Raw genomic sequence first — 19431 nt, forward strand, 5'->3', positions numbered from 1 at the left:
CAAAATGAGTTCAAACTTGAGCGTTCCAAAAATTTGCGAGTTTTGTAAAAACCGCTTTACGGCCAAGACATTTAAAACCCGATTTTGTTCCCACACCTGTAACCGCAAGGCTTACAAGGCCAATGGGCGTCAAAAAAAGATTGAAAAAGTCATGGTCGAAACTGAAAATAGTGCAAACCACGATTTGCACACGATTAAGGCCATGGAGTTCCTAAATGTTGGTCAGGCCTCGGTATTACTCGGAATAAGCAGGAGGACAATTTACCGGTTAGTTAACAAAGGATGTCTGAATATTGGAAAATTTGGCAGCCGTACCGTACTTAAAAAAAGTGACCTCGAAAGCTTTTTCGAGCTGCCTGCAGAGGTACAATTATTTACACCTGTAAAGGAGTTCCCCGGCCTGAACAACTGCTATACGATATCGGAGATTCAGCAGCGCCATGGAATATCGCCCGCTGCCCTTTACAACCTGTTGCAACGCTACGGCATTGCCAAATATGCGGTAGGAAGATACACCTATGTTGCAAAAGAGGAGATTCATTCAATCTTTAATGCTGATGGATTATGAAAAGGATAAAGGTAACACTGAGAAAGAAAACAATGTCAAAAGGAAGGCTGTCGCTGTATTTGGATTTCTATCCGCCCTACTTCAATACCGCCACCGGAACGTATTCCCGTCGCGAATTCCTGCGTATCCACCTTATTGCAAAGCCCAGGAATCAGTTCGAAAAGAATACAAACATAGAGAACATGCACACGGCAGAGCTCATGTGCACAAAAAGGCAGAACGAGGTCAACAAGGAATTCATCTACACCCCCTTCGAGATCGAGCAGATTAGGAAGGACAAGGTACTTGAGGGCTCATTTGTCAAATATTTCAAGAAGCAGGCGGAGTACAGGGAAGGTCCGAACAAGCTGATATGGGACAGCAGCATCGCGCACTTTGAAAAGTTTGCAGATGGGCGCGATTTCAGGTTCAGGGACATCAATGCAGACCTGGTGGAAGATTACAAGGAGCACCTGCTCAAGGCAAAAAGTATGAGGGACACGGGAAAGAGGCTTTCAAGAAATACCGCCTTGTCCTACTTCAATAAAGTGAAGGCTACGCTAAGAAAAGCCTACAAGGAACAGATACTTGCAAGTGATGTGAATGCGGCCGTAAACGGCATTACAGAGTCGGAATCAATGCGGAACTACCTGACCCTTGAAGAGGCCGGTGCCCTTTCCAGGACGCCCTGCGAGAATGATATCGTAGGAAGGGCAAGCCTGTTCTCCATCCTCACCGGCCTGCGCTATTCGGATATAGAGAAACTCACCTGGGGCGATGTCCAGCAGTACGGTGCGGACACCTATATCAGGTTCCGCCAGGAAAAGACCGAGCACGCGGAAAACATGCCGATCTCCGATCAGGCACGCATGCTGCTTGGAATTCCCGGTGGAAAAAAGGACATCGTATTCCAGGGACTTCAGAAATGGGATGTCTACAGGCACCTCCCGGTTTGGCTCCTGCACGCCGGCATCACAAAGCACATTACCTTTCACTGCTTCCGCCATACCTACGCGACCTTGCAGCTTGCTGCCGGAACAGATATATTTACGGTATCCAAGATGCTGGGACACAAAAGCATCAAGACCACACAGGTCTACACCAAGCTGGTAGATGAGAAAAAAAAGGAGGCGGCCAATAAGATTTCATTCTGACAGCCGGTCATTCCGCTGACCGGAATTTTCCCTCGACTTCCCTTCGGATCTCAAGGCCGGTCCTGATCCTGCCGGACCTGATCCAGTCCTCAAGTTCGGAGCGGTAGAAGTACAGCTTCTTGCCTACCTTGTTGACAGGTATCTCGTTCCTGCTCACCTTGGAATAGATGGTCGCAACCGAAAGATGGACGAGCTTTGAAGCCTCATGCACATTTATGGGCTCGTCCGTCTTTATACTTCCGACGCCTGGCTTCAGATGCTGCTCTATCCTTTCGATCCTTCGAAAGATTTCATCAATCTTCTCATACAGAATCTTCTTTTTAAAAGTCTTCATATTCAAGTAATTGAATCATGTAATTTAAAGTAAAACGACATGATTTTATTGCATTGGCTTCTATGGGTCTGGATTGGCATCCCATGTCATCACATTGGTCAGCCGTTAGGTATGGCAGTACGATATATTGAGATGATATATTGAAAGGTATTCATTATTTACAGCATTGAAAAACTGCTTTAGGGAGGCAAGCCTTGTCAAACCTTTCCAATACAAAACGGATAAAAAGGCAGCTAATTTATTGCGTCCCTCGCCGGTTGTCAGCCAAAAGACTACGGCATAATGATTTGCTCCCATGCTCGCAAACCACCCTGTGGGACTTATTCCGTTTCCTTTTGGCCGCCTGCTCCTTCCGCACTGTTTATCTGCTTTCTTTTTTCCCGTTTTTTCTTTTGGAAAAGGTAATGCGAAGCGCAGCGAGCTGGGGAATCTGGAAAGTGGGAATTTGTTTAATCTTAAATTTAGGAATCATGGGACACAACCTCAATTTCAACGAGAACACGGGACGCTACTCTTTCTTTAGCGTCCAGCAGAAGGCATGGCACGGACTGGGCCAGATTGTAAGCGACTATCCGACCAGCGAGGAAGCCATAAAGCATGCGGGCCTTGACTACGAGGTGCTTAAGAAGCCTGTAGTAATCAGGGAAGGCACGCCCATAGCGGGCACGGATATCGAGATACCCGAGCGTTTCGGGACCTACCGCAGCGACACCAACCAGGCATTTGACGTGGTGGGCAAGGACTACCAGATTGTGCAGAACCGCGAGGCGTTCTCTTTCTTTGACGCAATTGTCGGCGGGAATGACGGCATACTGTACGAGACTGCAGGAGCACTGGGAAGGGGCGAGAGGATTTTTATCATCGCCAAGCTGCCCGATTATATCAGGGTTGGCAACGGTGACGATGTCACCGAAAAATACATCTTCCTGACCACATCACACGACGGCAGCGGCAGCATTACGGCGGCCTTCACCCCTATCAGGATTGTGTGCCAGAATACCCTGAACGCCTCACTGAAACAGATGAGCAACGTGGTACGCATCAAGCACACCTCAGGAGCAAAACAGCACCTTGAAAATGCGCACAAGGTCATGGGCCTTGCCGACAGTTTCGGCTCAAGGCTTGAAGGCATCTTCAACCACTGGGCCAAGGTGAAGGTGACCGACGGGGAACTGAGGAAAATACTGGAGGTGGCACTCTGCCCCAATCAGGCAACACTGGAAAACCTGAAAAGCGGCAATGCCGACGAGAACTCGGCCATATTCAAAAATACGGTGGATGATGCCTTTGCCTATGCCATGGTGAGCGATTCCCAGCAGATGGATACTACCAAGGGCACGCTATTCGGCGCATACAATGCCGTAACGGGCTATTTCCAGAACGTGCGCAAGTACAAGAATGAGGAGGCGAAGCTGCAGAACATCGTACTGGGCGGAACGGCGCAGGCCAAGGGCCAGAAGGCCTTTGATTTGTGCGCAGGCTTTGCCGAGAACGGAAGCGCAATACTGAACTGACTATAAACCTGTTCGGGCATTGCTCAGGCAAAGTGCCCGAATCCTAAAAATTTTAAGCAATGGCAAACTGGTGCAGCAACTGGGTAATTTTTCAGGGAGATGAGAAGACCCTCAGCAATATACAAGAGCTCTTCAGCGCTATGAAGGCGCGAGAAGAGAAAACAGGACACGGGCAGCTGCCCGAGTTCGCGGGCCCTGACGACAGGCATTTCTTCAATATCTATTTCGAGCAGGACAACCCGGGCGTATTCCAATACGAGACCAAGTGGGCGCCAAATACCGAGGCCCTCGTAGCCATCGCAAGACAGCACAATGCTGGCTTTGTACAGGACTATGAGGAAAGCGGCTGCATGGTATTCGGAAAGGCAACCTTTGCCGATGGCGTGCTGAGCGATACCTGTCTTGACGGGGCAGATTTCAACGCCTACGAGTATGATGAGGAGCAGGACACGTACCTTTTCGAAGGCGAGGCCTACGAAAGCAGCTGCGAGATACTGGAGACCCTGCTGGAGCGCAAGATGGCTGTAAACGATATCGACGTGCAGGTGGATGAAAGCCTTTAACAGGAAAAAAAAGGCCCGGCCACAAGCCGGGCCTCTACTTATGCAAAGCCCGGCTGACCGGCCAGATACCTTCGGCGCAAGGCACTCCCTCCATCCCTCGGGAAAGCCTCGCGCCGCTGGGAAATGAAGCAACCACCCCGGACATCCAGCCAAAATGCTGTGCGCCCAGGGCGGTTGCGTTATGGTACGGGTAAGCCCCGCGTTTACCATTTCAGTACCTGTACCGGACCTGCGGCAGGCTAGTCGCTGCTGCTGAATTCAAATTCCAGCTCCCGCTCGTTGCCGAAAGTGTCGGATATCCATACCCTGAAGGACTGTTTCACCGATGATTCCGAGGTATAGTACAGCCTGAAGTTTCTCTCCTGAAGCGGATACAGGTCGTTGGGCAGGTACGGCGGCTCGTCGTAATACTGGAGGCTTCCCGCCCCCTCGTATTGGAAATACCTGATAAAGTACCTCGTTTCGCCAAAGGTCTGCTCAGGCTCGATCACGAGCCTTATCTCAATCCTTTCTCTCAACCCAATGGCCTGCGGGACCGGCATCACCGAGACGGCAAAGGGAAAGTCCTGGCGTATCTCCAGCTCCCCGCTTCCGCAGCCGACAATTGCAACCGGAAGGATAACAAGGCAGCCGGCTGCGGCCATCCTGCAGAATAGCATATAAATCTTCTTCATGACAGTCAGTTTAGGTTAATGCGTATGCCCATTCCCGAGGAAGGCCTGAATTGCTTCTGGGAGGTACCCCATAGCGCCAGCGCTTTTCCCTGCAGGAGCAGGACGATGCGGTTCGAGACAAAGAGTTCTAGGGACATGAGCCCCTGCACGCCGTAGACCAGCCCGTCCCGGTTCATTATCAATGCGCCGTCAGGCAGCACTTCCTCCCCCTTATTAAAGTATTCGTAGCCCACCGCCCCAGCCAGGCCGGCGTTGAACGAGAGGCTCCTGGAGCCATCCCCAAAAAGTCGCAGGACATATCCCGCGTCAAGCATGAAGGTCTGTTGGGACAGGGGCCGACCACGGTAGCGGTGCTCCCTTTGTCCGTACTCCAGCCCGTAGCGCTGGTAATTGCCTTTACTTGTATAGGCAACCAGTGCCATGTTCAATGAGAAATCTTTCAGGGGCTGCTGGACGGCGAACATACCGGCACCCGCCTCTACACCAAATGTACCTCCCACCATGCGCTGGGACCAGGCTGCTTGGCAGGCCATTACGGCCAGTAGCGCCACGATAAAGTATCTGTATACTCCTTGCATGGCCTCAGTACTTTAGATGGATCCCGTCAAGTTCCCTTGCCCTGAGCAGGTCGGAATACTCCACATGGATGGCCTGGTTCCTGTTCCCGTGCTTTTCAAAGACCTCGATAATCAGCTCCTTGTCGTTCGACAGGGTAAAATGGTCCAGCAGGAAGACGTTGGCCTCATGCGTGTGGCCCTTGACATCATCCAGTGGCCTGTAGCTGCGAAGGGGAACAAGCGGGCGGTCCTGTGCCACGGCACGCCTGCCCACCTTCTTGTCGGCCACCCTGAAACTCAAAAAGTCGACCCTGAAGGGGCTCCCGGTACTGTTATGGATCTCGGTATGAAAATAGTATTTCCCCTGGTGGACATAGAGGCCCTTGATGGCAAACCTTATGCCGTAGCCCTTGGACCCGAGGTGCTTTACACTTCTTTTGTCCTTTGTGAATATGGTCTCCATGAGCAGTCCTGCTAAGGTTGGAGGGCTGCTGCCCAGGTCCTCGAAGAGCACCCTGTCGCTGGCTATCCTCCCATGGCCGGTTCGCATCTTGAGCAGGTCATAGCCGAGCACCTCCGGGGCGGGATTGTAGCACACATCGAAGGTGTAGAACTTCCCGTCCTCGGTGATGACCGAAAAATTGGTCTCGCCCTCAAAATCCTTCGTGGCCGCCTTGATGCGCAGCACGTTGCCAGCATCCTCAGCCTTGCCCGCGGAAAGGTTGCCGCTGCCAAGGTCGACATACCGTATCCCGGCGGGAAAGATGATATGGCTGGTCTTGTCGTAGGTGACCTCCATCTGCAGCGCCTCCACGCTGCCCATTTCCAGGGCGGAGCCTGCATTTTTGTAATTTTGGGCATGGGAGGCATGCATGCCTCCCAGCAGGGCCATCAGCATGGCCGCATTCTTGATCAGATTCTTCATGATTTTTACTGTTTGATTGTTGTTATTTTTTTGATACCAGCAGCAGCTCATAGGAAGCCGGCAGGTGCACCTTTGGTATCTTTACCTTCTTGGAGAAATAGCCGGATATGCCCTGGACCACCCCGCGGCTAAGGTCGGCCGCCATCTGCTGTCCTGCAGACTGGGTCATCATGATGCTGGTCCCCCCCGAGGAGGCCATGTTGCCCGCCACCTGGCTCAGCGCGTTCGCCTCGGGATTGTAGGGTATGTTGAGCCCCTTCAGCCCGTCGGTATCGTAGGCCGCCATGCTCACCGGTATGATTGTGCCCTGGCAGATCACCGAGTTGACCACCAGCTGGAGCCTGCCCGCCTCAAATTTTGGAACGGCCGTTACAAGGCTGCCACTGGGAACGGTGACCCCTGCTACCGCAGCGGGCTCGAGCAGCCTGAGCTGCACCGAAACGCCAGGTGTGACGGTCTGGTCCTTGTGGACGCATGCCCTTACGCTGTTCCTTGCCGCAGCAGAAGCCACAGCAGGTGTGCCATGCGGGGATAGGCTTGACACGACAGCCGGCGACGCGGCATCGACGCGCTGGAAAGGTTCCTCCTTGGTGCCTGCGGTCTGGGGAGTAGAATCCTTCTGGATGTTGCCCGGGAAATACTTCGAGGCCATCTGGTAGGACTTTTCCATGAGGGCGAGCTGGTTCTGGATGCCTGCCCCGGAAGGTCGTGCCGATTGCTCGGCCATCTGCTTTCTCAGCCCTGCCAGCTCCTGCTTCAGACTCGCGCCCTCATCATTCTGGTAGAAGCTGCCAAGGCTCGCCCTGGCATTGCGGTAGCTTTCCAGCCCTGGTGGCTTGGGAGCTTCCGCTGGTTCCTTGTGCACGGAGTCCCCGGGCTCCTTTTCCTCCCAGTAATCCGACAGTGTGGTCACGGCCCTTTTCTTTTCCTCATTGCGCTGCTGGAGCATTTCCTGCTCGTAGGCCTTGCCCTTGTCGGCAGGCATATCCGAGCCGATCGCCTGCGGCACCGCCTGGTTCAGCCCCCCGGCTGCCGCCTCCTTTTCAGCCTCCTTGCCCGAAGGGGCGAAGATCATGTACAGGCAGCCTGCACATACGAGTGCCATAAGGCCTATTATTGCATACTTCCTGATCGCTGCGTTGCGCTGGGCCGGAGCCTGCGTGCGGTCCTGCGATCCTGCCCGGCTCTCGCTTATGAAGATATCGGGCTGCTTGTCCTTGTTTTCTCTCATCGTTCTTTCTTTTGTAGGTTGTTAGCATTTTCCGTTATGGGATTGCGGATGGTCCCGTAACCGGGGGCTTCCTTATCCCCCATTTCTTTCCTTGCCTGCAGGAAGACCAGAAGGGCCATCACCAGGTACAGCACAAAGCTGCACCAAACCCACCTGCGCTGGGCCGCCCTTGGCAGGGACCTCCAGCGCTCATCCAGCCGCTGGTCCCAGGCGGGGCCTTTTGATCCTGGCGGTCTCATGGCTGCCTGGGTATTACCTCCATGTCGCTGTTCTCCTCGATGCGGAACTTTTCAATGCTGAAGCCCTGCGGGTTGCTGTCCGAGCGCACCGAATTCACCAGCAGGCACGAGGTGACGAGCCTGCGCCTTGTAAGGCTGCTCGAGCGTATGATGTGCTGCCTGGCATAGGTGACCGCCCTGTAGGGATAGCTATCGAAATCACAGCGGATGCTATCCACCTCGATGCGCTGGTGGATGTTGCCCGAGATGATCCTGTTGTAGTAGCCTTTCTCGGCAAGGTCCTGGTAATAGTCAAAGGCGCTCTTGTCTGCCAGGCTGAAGGCCCTGCTCATATTGCCCTGGATCGCATCCTTGTCCGGGGCCAGGGTGAAGAAGAGCTCATGGAAGCGCCGGATATGCTCCCTGGCCTCCACGGGCCTGTTGATCGACGCGTCCTGGGACAGGGCCAGCATCAGCGATTTGCCGTTGTCCAGCACATAGATCTTCTGGCGCTGCTCCTGGGTAAAGCTGTAGGATTTCCAGATAGCAAATCCTGTAGAGAGGAAGCACAGCACGGCAAACACCAGTGCATACAGCCTTATATTCCTGAAACTGTTCTCGATATTCCTTAGTGTCTTGAATTCCATAGTTTATAGGAGTTTATTTGAAGTTATCATTTCAATAGCTGCCCGCTGATATTGCCGGCCGCGCTTCCCGCTCCCGCCCCTGCAATGTTGCCCACCTTCTGGGCCGTCTGGTTCACATTGCGGTTGAAGTTCCCCATCCCTCCTGCCTGGATGACCCATCCGGTCACTGTTGGGATCGTGAAGTAGCCGATGATGCCGATGATCATGAAGATGATATAGACCGTATTGGAGGTATCGGGAATGAAGGCCGGGTCCGAGAGGTTCTCGATGTCCTGCTGCAATATCAGGGACTGGATCCTGGCCAGCATGGAACTGAACAGGTCGGCCACCGGCAGCCAGAGATAGACTGAGATATAACGGGTCAGCCATTGCGTCAGGGTGGACTGGAAACCGTCCCAGATGCTGATGGCAAAGGCGATCGGCCCCAGTATCGAGAGCACTATCAAAAAGAAGGTGCGTATGGTGTCGATGACCAGGGCGGCGGACTGGAACAGGATCTCCAGCAGTTCCCTGAACCCGTCCTTCATGCTTTTTTCCAGCTGGAACATGCCGCGCTCCAGGTACATGCCCGACATGGTGGCCAGGTCCGAGGGCGACCAGCCCAGCTCGTTGAGCTGGCGGTCGAATTCCTCGTCCGAGACCAGGTAGGCGGTCTCGGGATTGCGCAGCATGGCCTCGTATTCCAGGCGGTCCTTCTGCGCCTGCAGCGCATTGAGGTCCAGCACCTGGCCCTCCAGTATCCCGTGAGTGCCGGTTACGATCGGGCTCAGCACGGCATTGATGGTCCCCAGGACCATCGTGGGAAAGAACATGATGCACAGTCCCAGTGCGAAGGGTCGCAGCAGCGGATAGACGTCGATCGGCTCCGCCCTGCCCAGCGCCTGCCATACCTTCAGGGCCATGAAGAAAAGCGCACCTAGCCCGCCAAGCCCCTTGGCCACCACTGCCATCTCCGCAGAGAGCGGCATCATGTCGTCGTACAACGAGCGCAATACCTCGTGCAGGCTGCTGAAATCTGCTTGCAGTACCATCTACCAGTATTTTTGGTCAGGCGTGCCGTAGAGTTCCAGCACGCGCCTGGTATCGTTCTTCTTCTTGGCCCTGATGAAGCTTACCGAGATGTTCTTGTTGGTATAGTAGCGCACCAGGTTGTAGTAGTTCTTGACCTGGCCGTGAACCCTGTCGATCACATCCATGCGCTCTTTGTCGTTGAGCGAAAGGCTCGAGGCATTGACGATCTGCCTCAGGTCGTTCAGTAATCCCGTGCTCTCGTTGAGCAGCCTGGCATAGCCGTTGCCGATGGCGCTGAGCTCGGTGGCGGAAAAATTGGGATCGTTGAGCATCTTCCCGAAATTGCTGACGTACAGCTCGGAGATGTCCCCGACCATCAGCACGGTCTCCTGTACTTTCCTGGCGTCCTTGACAAGGTTGTTCACGGCCTTCAAGGCATCGTAGTATTCCTTTCCCTGGTTGTATACCTTCTGCACTTCCTTGAAATTGTCCAGCATGCTGCTGGCCGTGGCAGAGGTATGGACGATCTCCTGGGCCGTATTGACAATGCCCTGGGCCAGGTTGGTGGGATCGCTGACCACCCATTGTGCGCGGGTCGGGGCAAGGGCAACGCAGGCCCAGGCCCCGATAGTTAGAATGAGGTTTTTCATATCTGTGGTTTTAAAATGTTACGCAATAGTTGCTTCGCGGCGCCTTGCCGCTATCCTTTTTATGGCGAGCTCTACGTTCCCGCCCAGTTCGGCCGCTAAGGCCAGCACCTCCATCTTTTCGGTCTCCTCGGTGGTATAGGCCAGGTATTCCTCGAGGCTGACCTCGGTGGCGTACACCGCGGACTGCGTGCCGCCCAGGCCGATCCACACTTCCTTGTACAGGCGCGAGGGATCATTGTTCATGTTGATGGAGAGCACCTGGGCCTTTTCCTTGTCGGTCAGGCCCAGCATGGCCTGGATGTCGTCGAACTTGTTCATGTACTTGCGCTGGTCCAAAAGGATTTTGCAGTCGGAATTGTTGATGATGCTCTCCTTGACAATCGGCGACTGGATGATGTCGTCCACCTCCTGGGTGACCACGATCGCCTCGCCGAAAAATTTACGGACGGTCTTGAAGAGATACTTTATGTACTCGGCCATACCCTCCTTTGCTATAGCCTTCCAGGCCTCCTCGATGAGGATCAGCTTGCGCACGCCCTTGAGCCTTCGCATCTTGTTGATGAATACCTCCATGATGATGATCGTCACTACTGGGAAGAGTATCTTGTGCTCCTTGATGGCGTCGATCTCAAAGACGATGAAGCGCTTGGTGAGCAGGTCCAGCTGTCTGTCCGAGTTCAGCAGGTAGTCGTATTCACCGCCCCTGTAGTAGGGCTCCAGCACATTGAGGAAATTGGCCAGGTCGAAGTCCTTTTCCCTGACCTTCTTTTCTTGCAGCAGCCTGCTGTAATCACCACCGACGTACTCGTAGAAGCCATTGAAACTGGCGTCACCAGCATCGGTGCGGATCTTCTCGATATAGCCGCTGACCGCATTGGACAGCGCCACCTCCTCGGCCCTGGTGGGCGGCTCGTTGTCGCGCTTCCACAGGGTAAGGATCAGGGTCTTGATGCTCTCGCGCTTCTCGATGTCGTAGACGCCGTCCTCGGTGTAGAAGGGATTGAAGGCGATCGGGTTTTCCTCGGTATAGGTGAAGTATACCCCGTCCTCCCCAATGGTCCTGCTTCGGACCAGCTCGCAGAGCCCCTGGTAGCTGTTACCGGTATCCACCAGCAGCACATGTGACCCTTGTTCGTAATATTGGCGCACCATATGGTTGGTGAAGAAGGACTTGCCCGACCCGGAAGGCCCGAGTATGAACTTGTTGCGGTTGGTGATCACCCCGCGCTTCATCGGAAGGTCGGATATGTCCAGGTGGATCGGGCTGCCGCTCAGCCGGTCGGCCATCTTGATGCCGAACGGCGAGGGCGAGCTGCGATAGTTGGTCTCCTGGGTGAAGAAGCACAGGGCCGGCTCGATGAAGGTGTAGAAGCTCTCCTCGGCCGGAAAGTCGCCCGCGTTCCCGGGCATCCCGGCCCAGTAAAGGGTCGCGGCATCCACAGTGTTGTGCCTTGGCCTGCATTCCATCAGGGAGAGGGCGCTTCCTGTATCGTTGCGGATCTGCTTGAGCTCCGCCGGATCCTCGGACCAGGCCATCACGTTGAAATGCGCCCTGACCGAGGGCCATCCGTAGGAATGGGCCTCATTGAGGTAGCGCTCGATCCATTCCTTGTTGATCTGGTTGCTGCGGCTGTAGCGGCCCAGGGAATGCATGGTCCTGGCCGACTTCTCGAACTGCCTGAGGTTGTCCTCGCTGTTGTCCAGGAAGATGTACTGGTTGTAAATGTGGTTGCAGCCCAGCAGCAGCCCCACCGGGGCGGCGAAGGAAAGCATGCAGTCCGAGCGGTCCGTGGACAGCTTCTCGTAGCGGCTCTGGGCCGAGGCATTTCCCGGCAGTTCATCGGGATCCGAGAGCGTGTGCACGCAGAGCCTCTTGTTTCCTACCCTTACCTCCTCAGGGCCCAGTCCAATATCCTCCAGTATGGCAGTACCGCCCTTGTCCAGGGCCAGGTATTCCTGAAGTATCCCTGTCCTGTCGGCATCTCCCACAATCTCCTCCTCTCCCAGCCGTGCAAGGGTGATGATGCCGGAATCGTTCAGGATCCGCTCGAACTGCGCCACCGCTTCCAGGAACCTCGTATTGGCTTCCCTATCCCTGGCTTCCCTAGGTACCAGCGTGCCCCTGCAGAGCGTCGAGAAGTTGCTTTTCATCCTCATGCGCTCCCTGGTGGTCCTGGTAAGGAACAGGTAGCAGTAATGGTCCAGGAAGGGCCTCTCGTTGAAATGCCTCTGGTAGGACCTTCCCAGGAAGGTCATCCCTTCCCCGGCCAGATCGGGCCTGTAGCCTTCCTTGAGGAACCAGTCCTGCTTGTGCACGATCGTATGGTCCGGCAGGGTCTTTATGGCCTTGTGCCAGGCAGAATGCAGCGCCTCGTATTCCGGGGAGCCTACCGTGAAGAGCTCCGGCAATTGCACGGCAAAGCAGGCCGTGATGTCGGCATCCTTGGAAAGGATGCAGTTGCCTTCCACTGCCAGCAGCGGAAGCCTGGACTCGAGCGTGGCCGCCCTTGAAGTGTTTCTCATGGTTCTTTCCTTTTGGTTGTTATGATGCTTTTTGAGGCGGCCCGCCTGCATATGATATACCGCGGGTGCGTGGCCCTCGCCCGCTTCTTCATCAGGCCGTGCTCGCCGTATTTCCTGTTCATGGCAGCGGTCTGCCAGACCACGAGGACGCCACCGCCCGCACCTACGGCCAGGCACACGTAGGAATTGCATCCTGACAGGTAGAGCACCATGACCAGGATCAGGATGCCCAGCAGCCCTCCGGCGAACAGGAAGAGGTACTGCGCCTTGAGTCCCCTGAATTCCACCGTCCTTCCGATGCCCCTGTTGATCGTATATTTCTTCATGGCTATGGGATTACAGGAAGAAGGAACGAAGTATGGTAGCTGCCACGATTAGGAAGATGCAGGCCCCGAACCAGGAGGCGGCCGTCTTGCTGGTGTCGGGATCACCGCTGCTGAATTTGTTGTACACCTTGACCCCGCCGATAAGCCCCACCACGGCACCTATGGCGTAGATGAGCTGGGTGGCCGGATCAAAATAGGAGGTCACCATCTGGGTGGCCTCGGAAATGCCTGCGGCACCGTCGCCCTGCGCAGATGCCTGGAACGCCGCCAGCAGCATAAGTGCCGCAGCGGTCGTCCTGTCTAAATTTTTTCTCATAAAAAGTCGTCTTTGCCTGCATCGTGCAGAATTATGCGCAAATGTATTGTGGCTAGTATCGGCAGTTCGACGCATTGCAGTCCTTGGAAGCAGTTGGCACCGCTTGGCCAGAAAGGGGAATGGTCGGGCCTGGCAACAGTGCGGACCGCGCATAAAAAAAAGCCAGGCACAAGGCCTGGCTTTCCGATCGCCACTACACGAAATCCCCGATATCGAAATCACGGTGCGCATCATCCTGCAGATCAGCAGGTCCGGGAGCTGTCCTGTCCAGAAGTATGGCAAGCTTCCGTGCAGAGTCTCCCAGAGCGCTCTCGAGCAGCGTCAGGAGATCGGTCCCATCAATTTTTTGAACCGTAGCTTTCACATGCGATAGGGATGCCTCCGGATCCTGTCCGGAAATCGCGGTCCCCGCAGCGCTCAGTTCCTCAAAGGTAACCCCCATGGCAAAACCGTCTCCGACGCCCCCGAGCCCGTATCCCATCAATTCCTCTTCCTCCTCTTCAAGATCGGGCAGCACGCCCCTTGCCACTTCAGGTGATTCGTATGTATCTATGGGATCGCTGTTGTGGCTTTCTGTTGTAAAATTATCAATGGCATGGCCTTGACCGCCATCCTGTCCGCGGCTGTCCTGTATTTGCACCGGCTGTCCTTCAGACCGTGGCTTTCCCATCACATCAGGATAGTCCTGTCTTTCCTTTTCCTCTTCGCTGTTGTCCCTTTCCTTGCGGAACCTGTCCTGCAGCAGCAGGGCGATAACCCCCAGCAAGGCAAGCAGGATCAAATATTCCACCTTCATAATATTGGCTTGTATTTGTCATTGAAGCTCTCGATGATCTGCTGGCCAAACTCCCTGAAATGCAGTGCCAGTACATTGTCAAGGTAGGCATAGATCGATATCTTGTCTTCGCCGATCACCTGTACGATACGCGTGAGCCTTTCGTGGAATTCGGGCCTTATGTAGACCGACTTGCCGCTGCGTGCATTGGATGCAGCATCCGAGAAGAACAGCTCCAGGTAGTCGCCCCTGCCCTGTACAGGAGCAGGGGGCTCTGGTGCCGCTTCCCTTTTCCTGCCTCCGGCACTGGAGGGACGCGGATCCGCGGGACGGTCTCCGGCCATCATCTGCATCAGCTCCCTTTCATCGATCATCCCCTTTTCCTTGTTGCTGTCGGTACTCATAGTCCCGTTATTTTCAGGAATTCCTCCATAAACTCCGTAAGGTGGCACTCCCTGGCCAGCTTCTCATCGGCCGGAAGCAGCGTGGAGCGGAACACGCTCCTGCCCACGGCCATGCCCTCCTTGCGGAAGCGCTTGCTGTCGGTAATAAAGGTGTTCATCAGCCGGAGACCCATTCCCGAAATTATCCCTTCGTAGGTATCATAAAGCCCAGACTTTTCGCGGCCATCGACCTGGTTCCAGAACAGGCTTATGCTCTTCAGCGTGCCCCTTCCCTCCTTGATGAGAATTTTGTGGAGCACCTCGGTAAAGCTCAGGGTGCTTTCCAGTACGAACCTGTCCGCGGTGATGGGTGAAAAGATGTGGTCCACCCCCGCCAACAGGGTAATGACACCAAAACTGTTGACCGTGCCGGGAAGGTCCACCAGTACCACGTCCAATGGCTCTCCGTATCCCGCCAGATAGCTGTCAGCCGTTTCCTGGAAAGAATCCGCCATGCACTGCACAACCGGATAGGCCTTCTTGCCAATTGTGGTAAACTGCTGGTGGGCCAGCCTTTTCAGGTGCTGGTTCTCCATTACCTGTTTCAGGTCGCGCTCCCGGAGCTGCACCAGGCTGTATTGGGGGAAGTCGCAGTCAAAAACCGCAACGTTGTAGCCCATCCTGTAATGCAGCAGGCTCGCCACCAGGGTGGTGAACGTGCTCTTGCCCACGCCACCCTTCTGGGTGGAAAAGGCGACAAATTGTGTTTTTCTCTCGGTATCCATAATTATAAAGTTTTACGTAGTTGCAGATTGTGTTGCAGACATACGCCTTCCCATACAGCGGCAGGGACTGCAGTACCGCACTGGCCATGTATAGCCTTCCTTACGTACTGCACGTAGTCCGCAGCGCATTACGGCGACAGCTGCATGCGTAGTGCCAATCGTACGTACGGGCGTAGCTACGCCGCTGCATGCTTGACTGTGCCCCTGACCAGGTGATGCCTAATTCAGGGACAAAGGAAGGCGGATACCTACACACAGCGCTGGGGAGGTCCCTTTTTGGAACCCGATGGCACCCTTTGGCCTGGAGGCACCTGATCCGATGGCCATCACCCCGCTCTAACTTTGCATGGAAAAAATCAAGGGAATGGACAAAGCTGCCGGACAGCTTTACCCCGTTTGCCCCAATCCGTCCCGCAGGGCGGATTTTCTGTTCGGCAGAACAGAGCAAGTTGTGTTTTCAGGCACTCCAAACTCCGTTGGTGCCGGAAAACGACTTGCCCTTGCAGGGGGCCGAAAAACGCCCTCCAGAGTCGGGGTTTTTAAAAAAGGAATGGTATGGAAAATAAGAAATCGCCTAAGGGCGGACGCAGGCCAAAGCTGCACCCCCGTACGCACCGCTACGTGTTCCGTCTCGACGACACGGACAATGAAAGGTTCCTCAGGGGCTTTGAGGCCTCGGGCCTGGATAGCCGGGCACGCTACATCACCCACATACTGTTCTCAAGGGAGATCAGGACCGTGAGGATCGATGCCGAGGCCAATGACTTCCATGTACGGCTCACCTCGCTCTTTGGCCAGTTCCGCGCCGTCGGTACCAACTACAACCAGGTCGTGAAGATACTCTACAGGAACTTCTCGCAGAAGAAGGCGGCTGCCTACCTCTACAAGCTGGAGCAGCAGACCGCGCAATTGGCCCGGTGCTGCACCGAGGTGATCGCACTCACGGAATCCTTCAAAAAGGAATACCTGGAAAAGCGCAATGAACCATGATTGCCAAGATCGGGCATGGCACCAGCATTGCCGGGGCGCTCAAGTACAACATGGACAAGGTCGCCAGGGAAAACGGCACCATCCTGTGCCTGCACAGGATGGCCGAGAATCCCACAGGGAAGTACAGCCTGGGCGAGCTGCGCTCCGCCTTTGACCCCTACCTGTCCGCCAACAGGCGCACCGAGAATCCTGCCGTGCACATATCGCTGAATCCCGATCCCAAAGACGGGGTGAGCGACGGGCTCTATGTCCGGCTTGCCGAGGCCTACATGCAGGAAATGGGCTATGGATCCCAGCCCTATGCAGTATTCAAGCATACCGATACCGAACGCACCCACATACACATCGTATCGACCTGCGTGGCCCGCGATGGCACCAAGATCTCCGATTCCTATGAAAAGCGGAGGTCCATGAAAGCCTGCAGGAAGCTCGAAGCCCTGTACGGTCTCAGTCCAACCCTTGAACGGAGCACTGCCGAGACTCTTCCCGGCCTCGAGCCCGTCCATTACGGCAGGGGAAATGTCAAGGCGCAGATTGCAGCGGTGGTGCGGCATCTGCCCCGCCACTACCGCTTTCAGGGCATCGGGACCTACAACGCACTGCTCTCGCTGTTCAACGTCAGGGCCGAGATCGTCAACAGCGAGAGCTACGGGCGGCCGCGCCAGGGACTGACCTATTTCGCGCTCGAGGATGGCATCAGGACCGGCATCCCCTTCAAGGCCTCGCTTTTTGGTAGGGAAGCGGGGATAGCCCGCCTGCAGGAACACTTTGCCCGTTCCAAGGAGACCATGGCAGATCCTTCAATACGCAAAGGCCTAAAGGAGCTGATATTGCCGCTGATGCATGCCAACCCTCAGCGGGTAGCTTTCTGCAGGGCGACGGCCAACGAAGGCATCAGTACCGTGGTGCTGGATAACGACCAAGGACGCACCTACGGGATCACCTTTGTGGACCACAACACCAGGACGGTATGGAACGGCTCGCAGCTGGGCAGGGAACTCTCAGCAAATGCCTTCCATGCGTTGTGGCACGAGCGCACGTCAGAGGAAGCACCAGTTCGGCAGGAGCTATCAGAGGACACGCAGAGGATCAATGCAGATGGCATCAGGTACGATGGGCCGTTGGATGCATTAGCGGCCGCAGGTCTGATCTTTTCGGGACTGCTGCCGGGAACTCAGCCGGAGGATTACGAGGAGATTGCTTTTGGCAGAAGGATGAAAAGAAAGAAGAAAAAAGGAAAGTAACCCATTAACGATAATGATATGCAGGGAGAAGACGATCTGAGGGGACTGGCCAAGATCATGGCTTTTATGAGGGCAGTGAGCCTGTTGCTACTGCTCATGCATTTTTACTGGTACTGCTACGGGCTCTTTGACCGTATGGGATGGACGCACGATATTGCCGGCCAGGTGCTGGTGAATTTCAACCGGACCGCAGGGCTGTTTTCCCATCCGCTGTATACCAAGCTGTTTTCCCTGCTGCTTCTGGCGCTCAGCTGCCTGGGTACAAGGGGCGTGAAGGACGAAAAGATGACCTGGCCCCGCATCCATGGCGTCTTGTTTTCAGGCCTGCTGCTTTTTGTGGGCGGGACCTACTTTGCCGAAGGACATTCGGCGGATCTTGCGCCCTACTACATCCTTGCCAGCGCCTGTGGCTACCTGGCCCTGATGGTGGCCGGGATATGGACAACGCGCCTCCTGAAGGGCAACCTGATGCAGGACGTGTTCAACAACGAGAACGAGAGCTTTCAGCAGGAAACTGAACTGATGCAGAACGAGTACTCGGTCAACCTCCCCACCCGCTTCTACTACAGGGGCAGGTGGAACAGGGGCTGGATCAATGTCGTGAATCCCTTCAGGGCCACGATCGTGCTGGGAACTCCCGGATCGGGAAAGTCCTACGCGATTGTCAACAACTACATCAGGCAGCACATCGAGAAGGGATTTTCCATGTACATCTACGATTTTAAGTTTGACGACCTCTCCACCATCGCCTACAACCACCTGCTCAGGCACACCGACAAGTATCCCGTGCCACCGAAATTCTATGTCATCAATTTTGACAACCCGGCGCGCAGCCACCGCTGCAATCCCATCAATCCGGCCTTCATGACCGACATCTCCGACGCCTACGAATCGGCCTACACCATCATGCTGAACCTGAACCGCAGCTGGATCCAGAAGCAGGGGGATTTCTTCGTCGAATCGCCCATCATACTGCTGGCGGCCATCATATGGTTCCTGAAGCTCTACCAGGGCGGGCGCTACTGCACCTTTCCGCATGCCATAGAACTGCTCAACAAGCGCTATGCCGACGTCTTCACCATACTAACCTCCTATCCCGACCTGGAGAACTATCTCTCCCCGTTCATGGATGCCTGGCAGGGCGGCGCGCAGGACCAGCTGCAGGGCCAGATCGCCTCGGCCAAGATACCGCTCTCCAGGATGATTTCCCCGCAGCTGTACTGGGTGATGACCGGGGACGACTTCTCACTGGACATCAACAATCCGAAAGAGCCCAAAATCCTCTGCGTGGGCAACAATCCCGACCGCCAGAACATCTACTCGGCGGCGCTCGGCCTCTATAATTCCAGGATCGTGAAGCTCATCAACAAGAAGGGCCAGCTCAAGAGTTCCGTGATCATCGACGAGCTGCCCACGATCTACTTCCGGGGGCTGGACAACCTGATCGCCACGGCAAGGAGCAACAAGGTGGCCGTCTGCCTGGGCTTCCAGGACTATTCGCAGCTGACAAGGGACTACGGCGACAAGGAAAGCAAGGTGATCCAGAATACCGTGGGCAACATCTTCAGCGGGCAGGTGGTCGGCGAGACCGCCAAGAGCCTGTCTGAGCGCTTCGGCAAGGTGCTCCAGCGCCGCCAGAGCATTTCCATCAACCGCAACGACAGGTCCACCTCGATTTCCACACAGCTGGACAGCCTGATACCGGCTTCCAAGATCGCTACCCTCACCCAGGGCTTCTTCGTGGGGGCGGTATCCGACAATTTCGACGAGCGCATCGAGCAGAAGATCTTCCATTCGGAAATTGTTGTCGACAATGAAAGGGTGGCCAGGGAGGCGGCAGGCTATAAAAAGATCCCCGAGATCCTTTCCTTTACCGACAGCCAGGGAAAGGATACAATGGACAGCCAGATCACTGCCAACTACCGGAAGGTCAAGTCCGATATCGAGGGCATCATCACAAGCGAGCTGCAAAGGATACAGGAGGACCCGGACCTGCAGCACCTGGCCCGCAAGGACTGATGCCTGAAAAGGTCAATTATTCGCATAATTAGGTTAATAATGGCC

At 55.2% G+C, this 19431-nt stretch carries 21 protein-coding genes; 7 read left to right on the forward strand and 14 right to left on the reverse strand.

Annotation, left to right across the window (positions count from 1 at the left end; all coding sequences use genetic code 11):
• Positions 1-4: 4 nt before the first annotated feature.
• A complete protein-coding gene (locus OLM56_RS13305) occupies positions 5-568 on the forward strand; it encodes a helix-turn-helix domain-containing protein (RefSeq protein WP_264527295.1) in 564 nt (187 codons plus the stop codon).
• Positions 565-1701 (forward strand): site-specific integrase, encoded by a 1137-nt coding sequence (locus OLM56_RS13310; RefSeq protein WP_264527296.1) that lies wholly within the window; start codon positions 565-567, stop codon positions 1699-1701. The genes OLM56_RS13305 and OLM56_RS13310 overlap by 4 nt, the downstream gene beginning before the upstream one ends.
• A 7-nt stretch (positions 1702-1708) precedes the next feature.
• Here the strand turns inward: OLM56_RS13310 and OLM56_RS13315 are convergent, their stop codons facing one another.
• Entirely contained in the window at positions 1709-2035 is a 327-nt protein-coding gene (locus tag OLM56_RS13315; RefSeq protein ID WP_264527297.1) for a helix-turn-helix domain-containing protein, read from the reverse strand.
• Positions 2036-2505: 470 nt separating this feature from the next.
• Between OLM56_RS13315 and OLM56_RS13320 the strand changes: the two genes are divergently transcribed.
• Together OLM56_RS13320 and OLM56_RS13325 are read left to right on the forward strand one after the other, a co-directional pair.
• The gene (locus tag OLM56_RS13320; RefSeq protein WP_264527298.1) at positions 2506-3549 is read left to right on the forward strand and encodes a DUF932 domain-containing protein; all 1044 of its coding nucleotides are present in this window, start codon (positions 2506-2508) and stop codon (positions 3547-3549) included.
• Between the two features lie 59 nt (positions 3550-3608).
• Positions 3609-4112 carry a hypothetical protein gene (locus tag OLM56_RS13325; protein WP_264527299.1) on the forward strand — a complete coding sequence of 168 codons (504 nt, stop codon included), beginning with the start codon at positions 3609-3611 and terminating at the stop codon, positions 4110-4112.
• A 239-nt stretch (positions 4113-4351) separates the two neighbouring features.
• On the opposite strand, the gene OLM56_RS13330 is transcribed toward OLM56_RS13325, so the two are convergent.
• From OLM56_RS13330 to OLM56_RS13390, 13 genes are all read right to left on the reverse strand, one after another.
• Positions 4352-4786 carry a DUF3872 domain-containing protein gene (locus tag OLM56_RS13330; protein WP_264527300.1) on the reverse strand — a complete coding sequence of 145 codons (435 nt, stop codon included), beginning with the start codon at positions 4784-4786 and terminating at the stop codon, positions 4352-4354.
• 5 nt (positions 4787-4791) lie between these two features.
• The gene (locus OLM56_RS13335) at positions 4792-5364 is read right to left on the reverse strand and encodes a conjugal transfer protein TraO (RefSeq protein ID WP_264527301.1); all 573 of its coding nucleotides are present in this window, start codon (positions 5362-5364) and stop codon (positions 4792-4794) included.
• Between the two features lie 4 nt (positions 5365-5368).
• Entirely contained in the window at positions 5369-6268 is a 900-nt protein-coding gene (gene traN / locus OLM56_RS13340; RefSeq protein ID WP_264527302.1) for a conjugative transposon protein TraN, read from the reverse strand.
• A gap of 22 nt (positions 6269-6290) precedes the next feature.
• Positions 6291-7499, reverse strand: coding sequence for a conjugative transposon protein TraM (gene traM, locus OLM56_RS13345; RefSeq protein WP_264527303.1), 1209 nt, complete (start codon positions 7497-7499; stop codon positions 6291-6293).
• 235 nt (positions 7500-7734) lie between these two features.
• Positions 7735-8364 (reverse strand): conjugative transposon protein TraK, encoded by a 630-nt coding sequence (gene traK / locus OLM56_RS13350; protein ID WP_264527304.1) that lies wholly within the window; start codon positions 8362-8364, stop codon positions 7735-7737.
• 26 nt (positions 8365-8390) lie between these two features.
• On the reverse strand, positions 8391-9395 hold the full coding sequence (gene traJ / locus OLM56_RS13355; protein WP_264527305.1) for a conjugative transposon protein TraJ: 1005 nt from the start codon (positions 9393-9395) through the stop codon (positions 8391-8393).
• Positions 9396-10025, reverse strand: coding sequence for a DUF4141 domain-containing protein (locus OLM56_RS13360; RefSeq protein ID WP_264527306.1), 630 nt, complete (start codon positions 10023-10025; stop codon positions 9396-9398).
• An 18-nt stretch (positions 10026-10043) separates the two neighbouring features.
• Positions 10044-12548, reverse strand: coding sequence for a TraG family conjugative transposon ATPase (locus OLM56_RS13365; RefSeq protein WP_264527307.1), 2505 nt, complete (start codon positions 12546-12548; stop codon positions 10044-10046).
• Positions 12545-12874: a DUF4133 domain-containing protein gene (locus OLM56_RS13370; protein ID WP_264527308.1), complete on the reverse strand. Its 330-nt coding sequence runs from the start codon at positions 12872-12874 to the stop codon at positions 12545-12547. Before OLM56_RS13370 ends, OLM56_RS13365 begins: the two co-directional genes overlap by 4 nt.
• A 10-nt stretch (positions 12875-12884) precedes the next feature.
• Positions 12885-13151: a DUF4134 domain-containing protein gene (locus OLM56_RS13375; RefSeq protein ID WP_264529020.1), complete on the reverse strand. Its 267-nt coding sequence runs from the start codon at positions 13149-13151 to the stop codon at positions 12885-12887.
• A 232-nt stretch (positions 13152-13383) separates the two neighbouring features.
• Complete coding sequence (locus OLM56_RS13380; RefSeq protein WP_264527309.1) at positions 13384-13986, reverse strand: hypothetical protein; 603 nt, start codon at positions 13984-13986, stop codon at positions 13384-13386.
• Positions 13983-14369 carry a DUF3408 domain-containing protein gene (locus OLM56_RS13385; protein ID WP_264527310.1) on the reverse strand — a complete coding sequence of 129 codons (387 nt, stop codon included), beginning with the start codon at positions 14367-14369 and terminating at the stop codon, positions 13983-13985. Before OLM56_RS13385 ends, OLM56_RS13380 begins: the two co-directional genes overlap by 4 nt.
• Positions 14366-15133, reverse strand: coding sequence for a ParA family protein (locus OLM56_RS13390; RefSeq protein WP_264527311.1), 768 nt, complete (start codon positions 15131-15133; stop codon positions 14366-14368). Before OLM56_RS13390 ends, OLM56_RS13385 begins: the two co-directional genes overlap by 4 nt.
• A gap of 555 nt (positions 15134-15688) precedes the next feature.
• Here OLM56_RS13390 and mobA point away from each other — a divergent pair.
• Genes mobA through mobC form a run of 3 tightly spaced genes read left to right on the forward strand, consistent with a single transcriptional unit; the run spans position 15689 to position 19386 of the window.
• The gene (mobA, locus tag OLM56_RS13395) at positions 15689-16123 is read left to right on the forward strand and encodes a conjugal transfer protein MobA (RefSeq protein WP_264527312.1); all 435 of its coding nucleotides are present in this window, start codon (positions 15689-15691) and stop codon (positions 16121-16123) included.
• On the forward strand, positions 16120-17367 hold the full coding sequence (locus OLM56_RS13400; protein WP_264527313.1) for a relaxase/mobilization nuclease domain-containing protein: 1248 nt from the start codon (positions 16120-16122) through the stop codon (positions 17365-17367). Before mobA ends, OLM56_RS13400 begins: the two co-directional genes overlap by 4 nt.
• An 18-nt stretch (positions 17368-17385) precedes the next feature.
• Positions 17386-19386 (forward strand): conjugal transfer protein MobC, encoded by a 2001-nt coding sequence (gene mobC / locus OLM56_RS13405; protein WP_264527314.1) that lies wholly within the window; start codon positions 17386-17388, stop codon positions 19384-19386.
• Positions 19387-19431: the final 45 nt, after the last annotated feature.

It is taken from the genome of Flavobacterium sp. N2550 (genome assembly GCF_025947265.1).
GTDB lineage: Bacteria > Bacteroidota > Bacteroidia > Flavobacteriales > Flavobacteriaceae > Flavobacterium > Flavobacterium endophyticum.

Bases quoted from the DNA above. Each gene is read 5' to 3' on its own strand.
- OLM56_RS13305 (WP_264527295.1), top strand. From the start codon at position 5: ATGAGTTCAAACTTGAGCGTTCCAAAAATTTGCGAGTTTTGTAAAAAC.
- mobC (WP_264527314.1), top strand. From the start codon at position 17,386: ATGCAGGGAGAAGACGATCTGAGGGGACTGGCCAAGATCATGGCTTTT.
- OLM56_RS13370 (WP_264527308.1), bottom strand. From the start codon at position 12,874: ATGAAGAAATATACGATCAACAGGGGCATCGGAAGGACGGTGGAATTC.
- OLM56_RS13400 (WP_264527313.1), top strand. From the start codon at position 16,120: ATGATTGCCAAGATCGGGCATGGCACCAGCATTGCCGGGGCGCTCAAG.
- traK (WP_264527304.1), bottom strand. From the start codon at position 8,364: ATGGAATTCAAGACACTAAGGAATATCGAGAACAGTTTCAGGAATATA.
- OLM56_RS13310 (WP_264527296.1), top strand. From the start codon at position 565: ATGAAAAGGATAAAGGTAACACTGAGAAAGAAAACAATGTCAAAAGGA.
- traN (WP_264527302.1), bottom strand. From the start codon at position 6,268: ATGAAGAATCTGATCAAGAATGCGGCCATGCTGATGGCCCTGCTGGGA.
- OLM56_RS13330 (WP_264527300.1), bottom strand. From the start codon at position 4,786: ATGAAGAAGATTTATATGCTATTCTGCAGGATGGCCGCAGCCGGCTGC.
- traM (WP_264527303.1), bottom strand. From the start codon at position 7,499: ATGAGAGAAAACAAGGACAAGCAGCCCGATATCTTCATAAGCGAGAGC.
- OLM56_RS13335 (WP_264527301.1), bottom strand. From the start codon at position 5,364: ATGCAAGGAGTATACAGATACTTTATCGTGGCGCTACTGGCCGTAATG.
- OLM56_RS13365 (WP_264527307.1), bottom strand. From the start codon at position 12,548: ATGAGAAACACTTCAAGGGCGGCCACGCTCGAGTCCAGGCTTCCGCTG.
- OLM56_RS13320 (WP_264527298.1), top strand. From the start codon at position 2,506: ATGGGACACAACCTCAATTTCAACGAGAACACGGGACGCTACTCTTTC.
- OLM56_RS13375 (WP_264529020.1), bottom strand. From the start codon at position 13,151: ATGCTGCTGGCGGCGTTCCAGGCATCTGCGCAGGGCGACGGTGCCGCA.
- mobA (WP_264527312.1), top strand. From the start codon at position 15,689: ATGGAAAATAAGAAATCGCCTAAGGGCGGACGCAGGCCAAAGCTGCAC.
- traJ (WP_264527305.1), bottom strand. From the start codon at position 9,395: ATGGTACTGCAAGCAGATTTCAGCAGCCTGCACGAGGTATTGCGCTCG.
- OLM56_RS13390 (WP_264527311.1), bottom strand. From the start codon at position 15,133: ATGGATACCGAGAGAAAAACACAATTTGTCGCCTTTTCCACCCAGAAG.
- OLM56_RS13325 (WP_264527299.1), top strand. From the start codon at position 3,609: ATGGCAAACTGGTGCAGCAACTGGGTAATTTTTCAGGGAGATGAGAAG.
- OLM56_RS13315 (WP_264527297.1), bottom strand. From the start codon at position 2,035: ATGAAGACTTTTAAAAAGAAGATTCTGTATGAGAAGATTGATGAAATC.
- OLM56_RS13360 (WP_264527306.1), bottom strand. From the start codon at position 10,025: ATGAAAAACCTCATTCTAACTATCGGGGCCTGGGCCTGCGTTGCCCTT.
- OLM56_RS13380 (WP_264527309.1), bottom strand. From the start codon at position 13,986: ATGAAGGTGGAATATTTGATCCTGCTTGCCTTGCTGGGGGTTATCGCC.
- OLM56_RS13385 (WP_264527310.1), bottom strand. From the start codon at position 14,369: ATGAGTACCGACAGCAACAAGGAAAAGGGGATGATCGATGAAAGGGAG.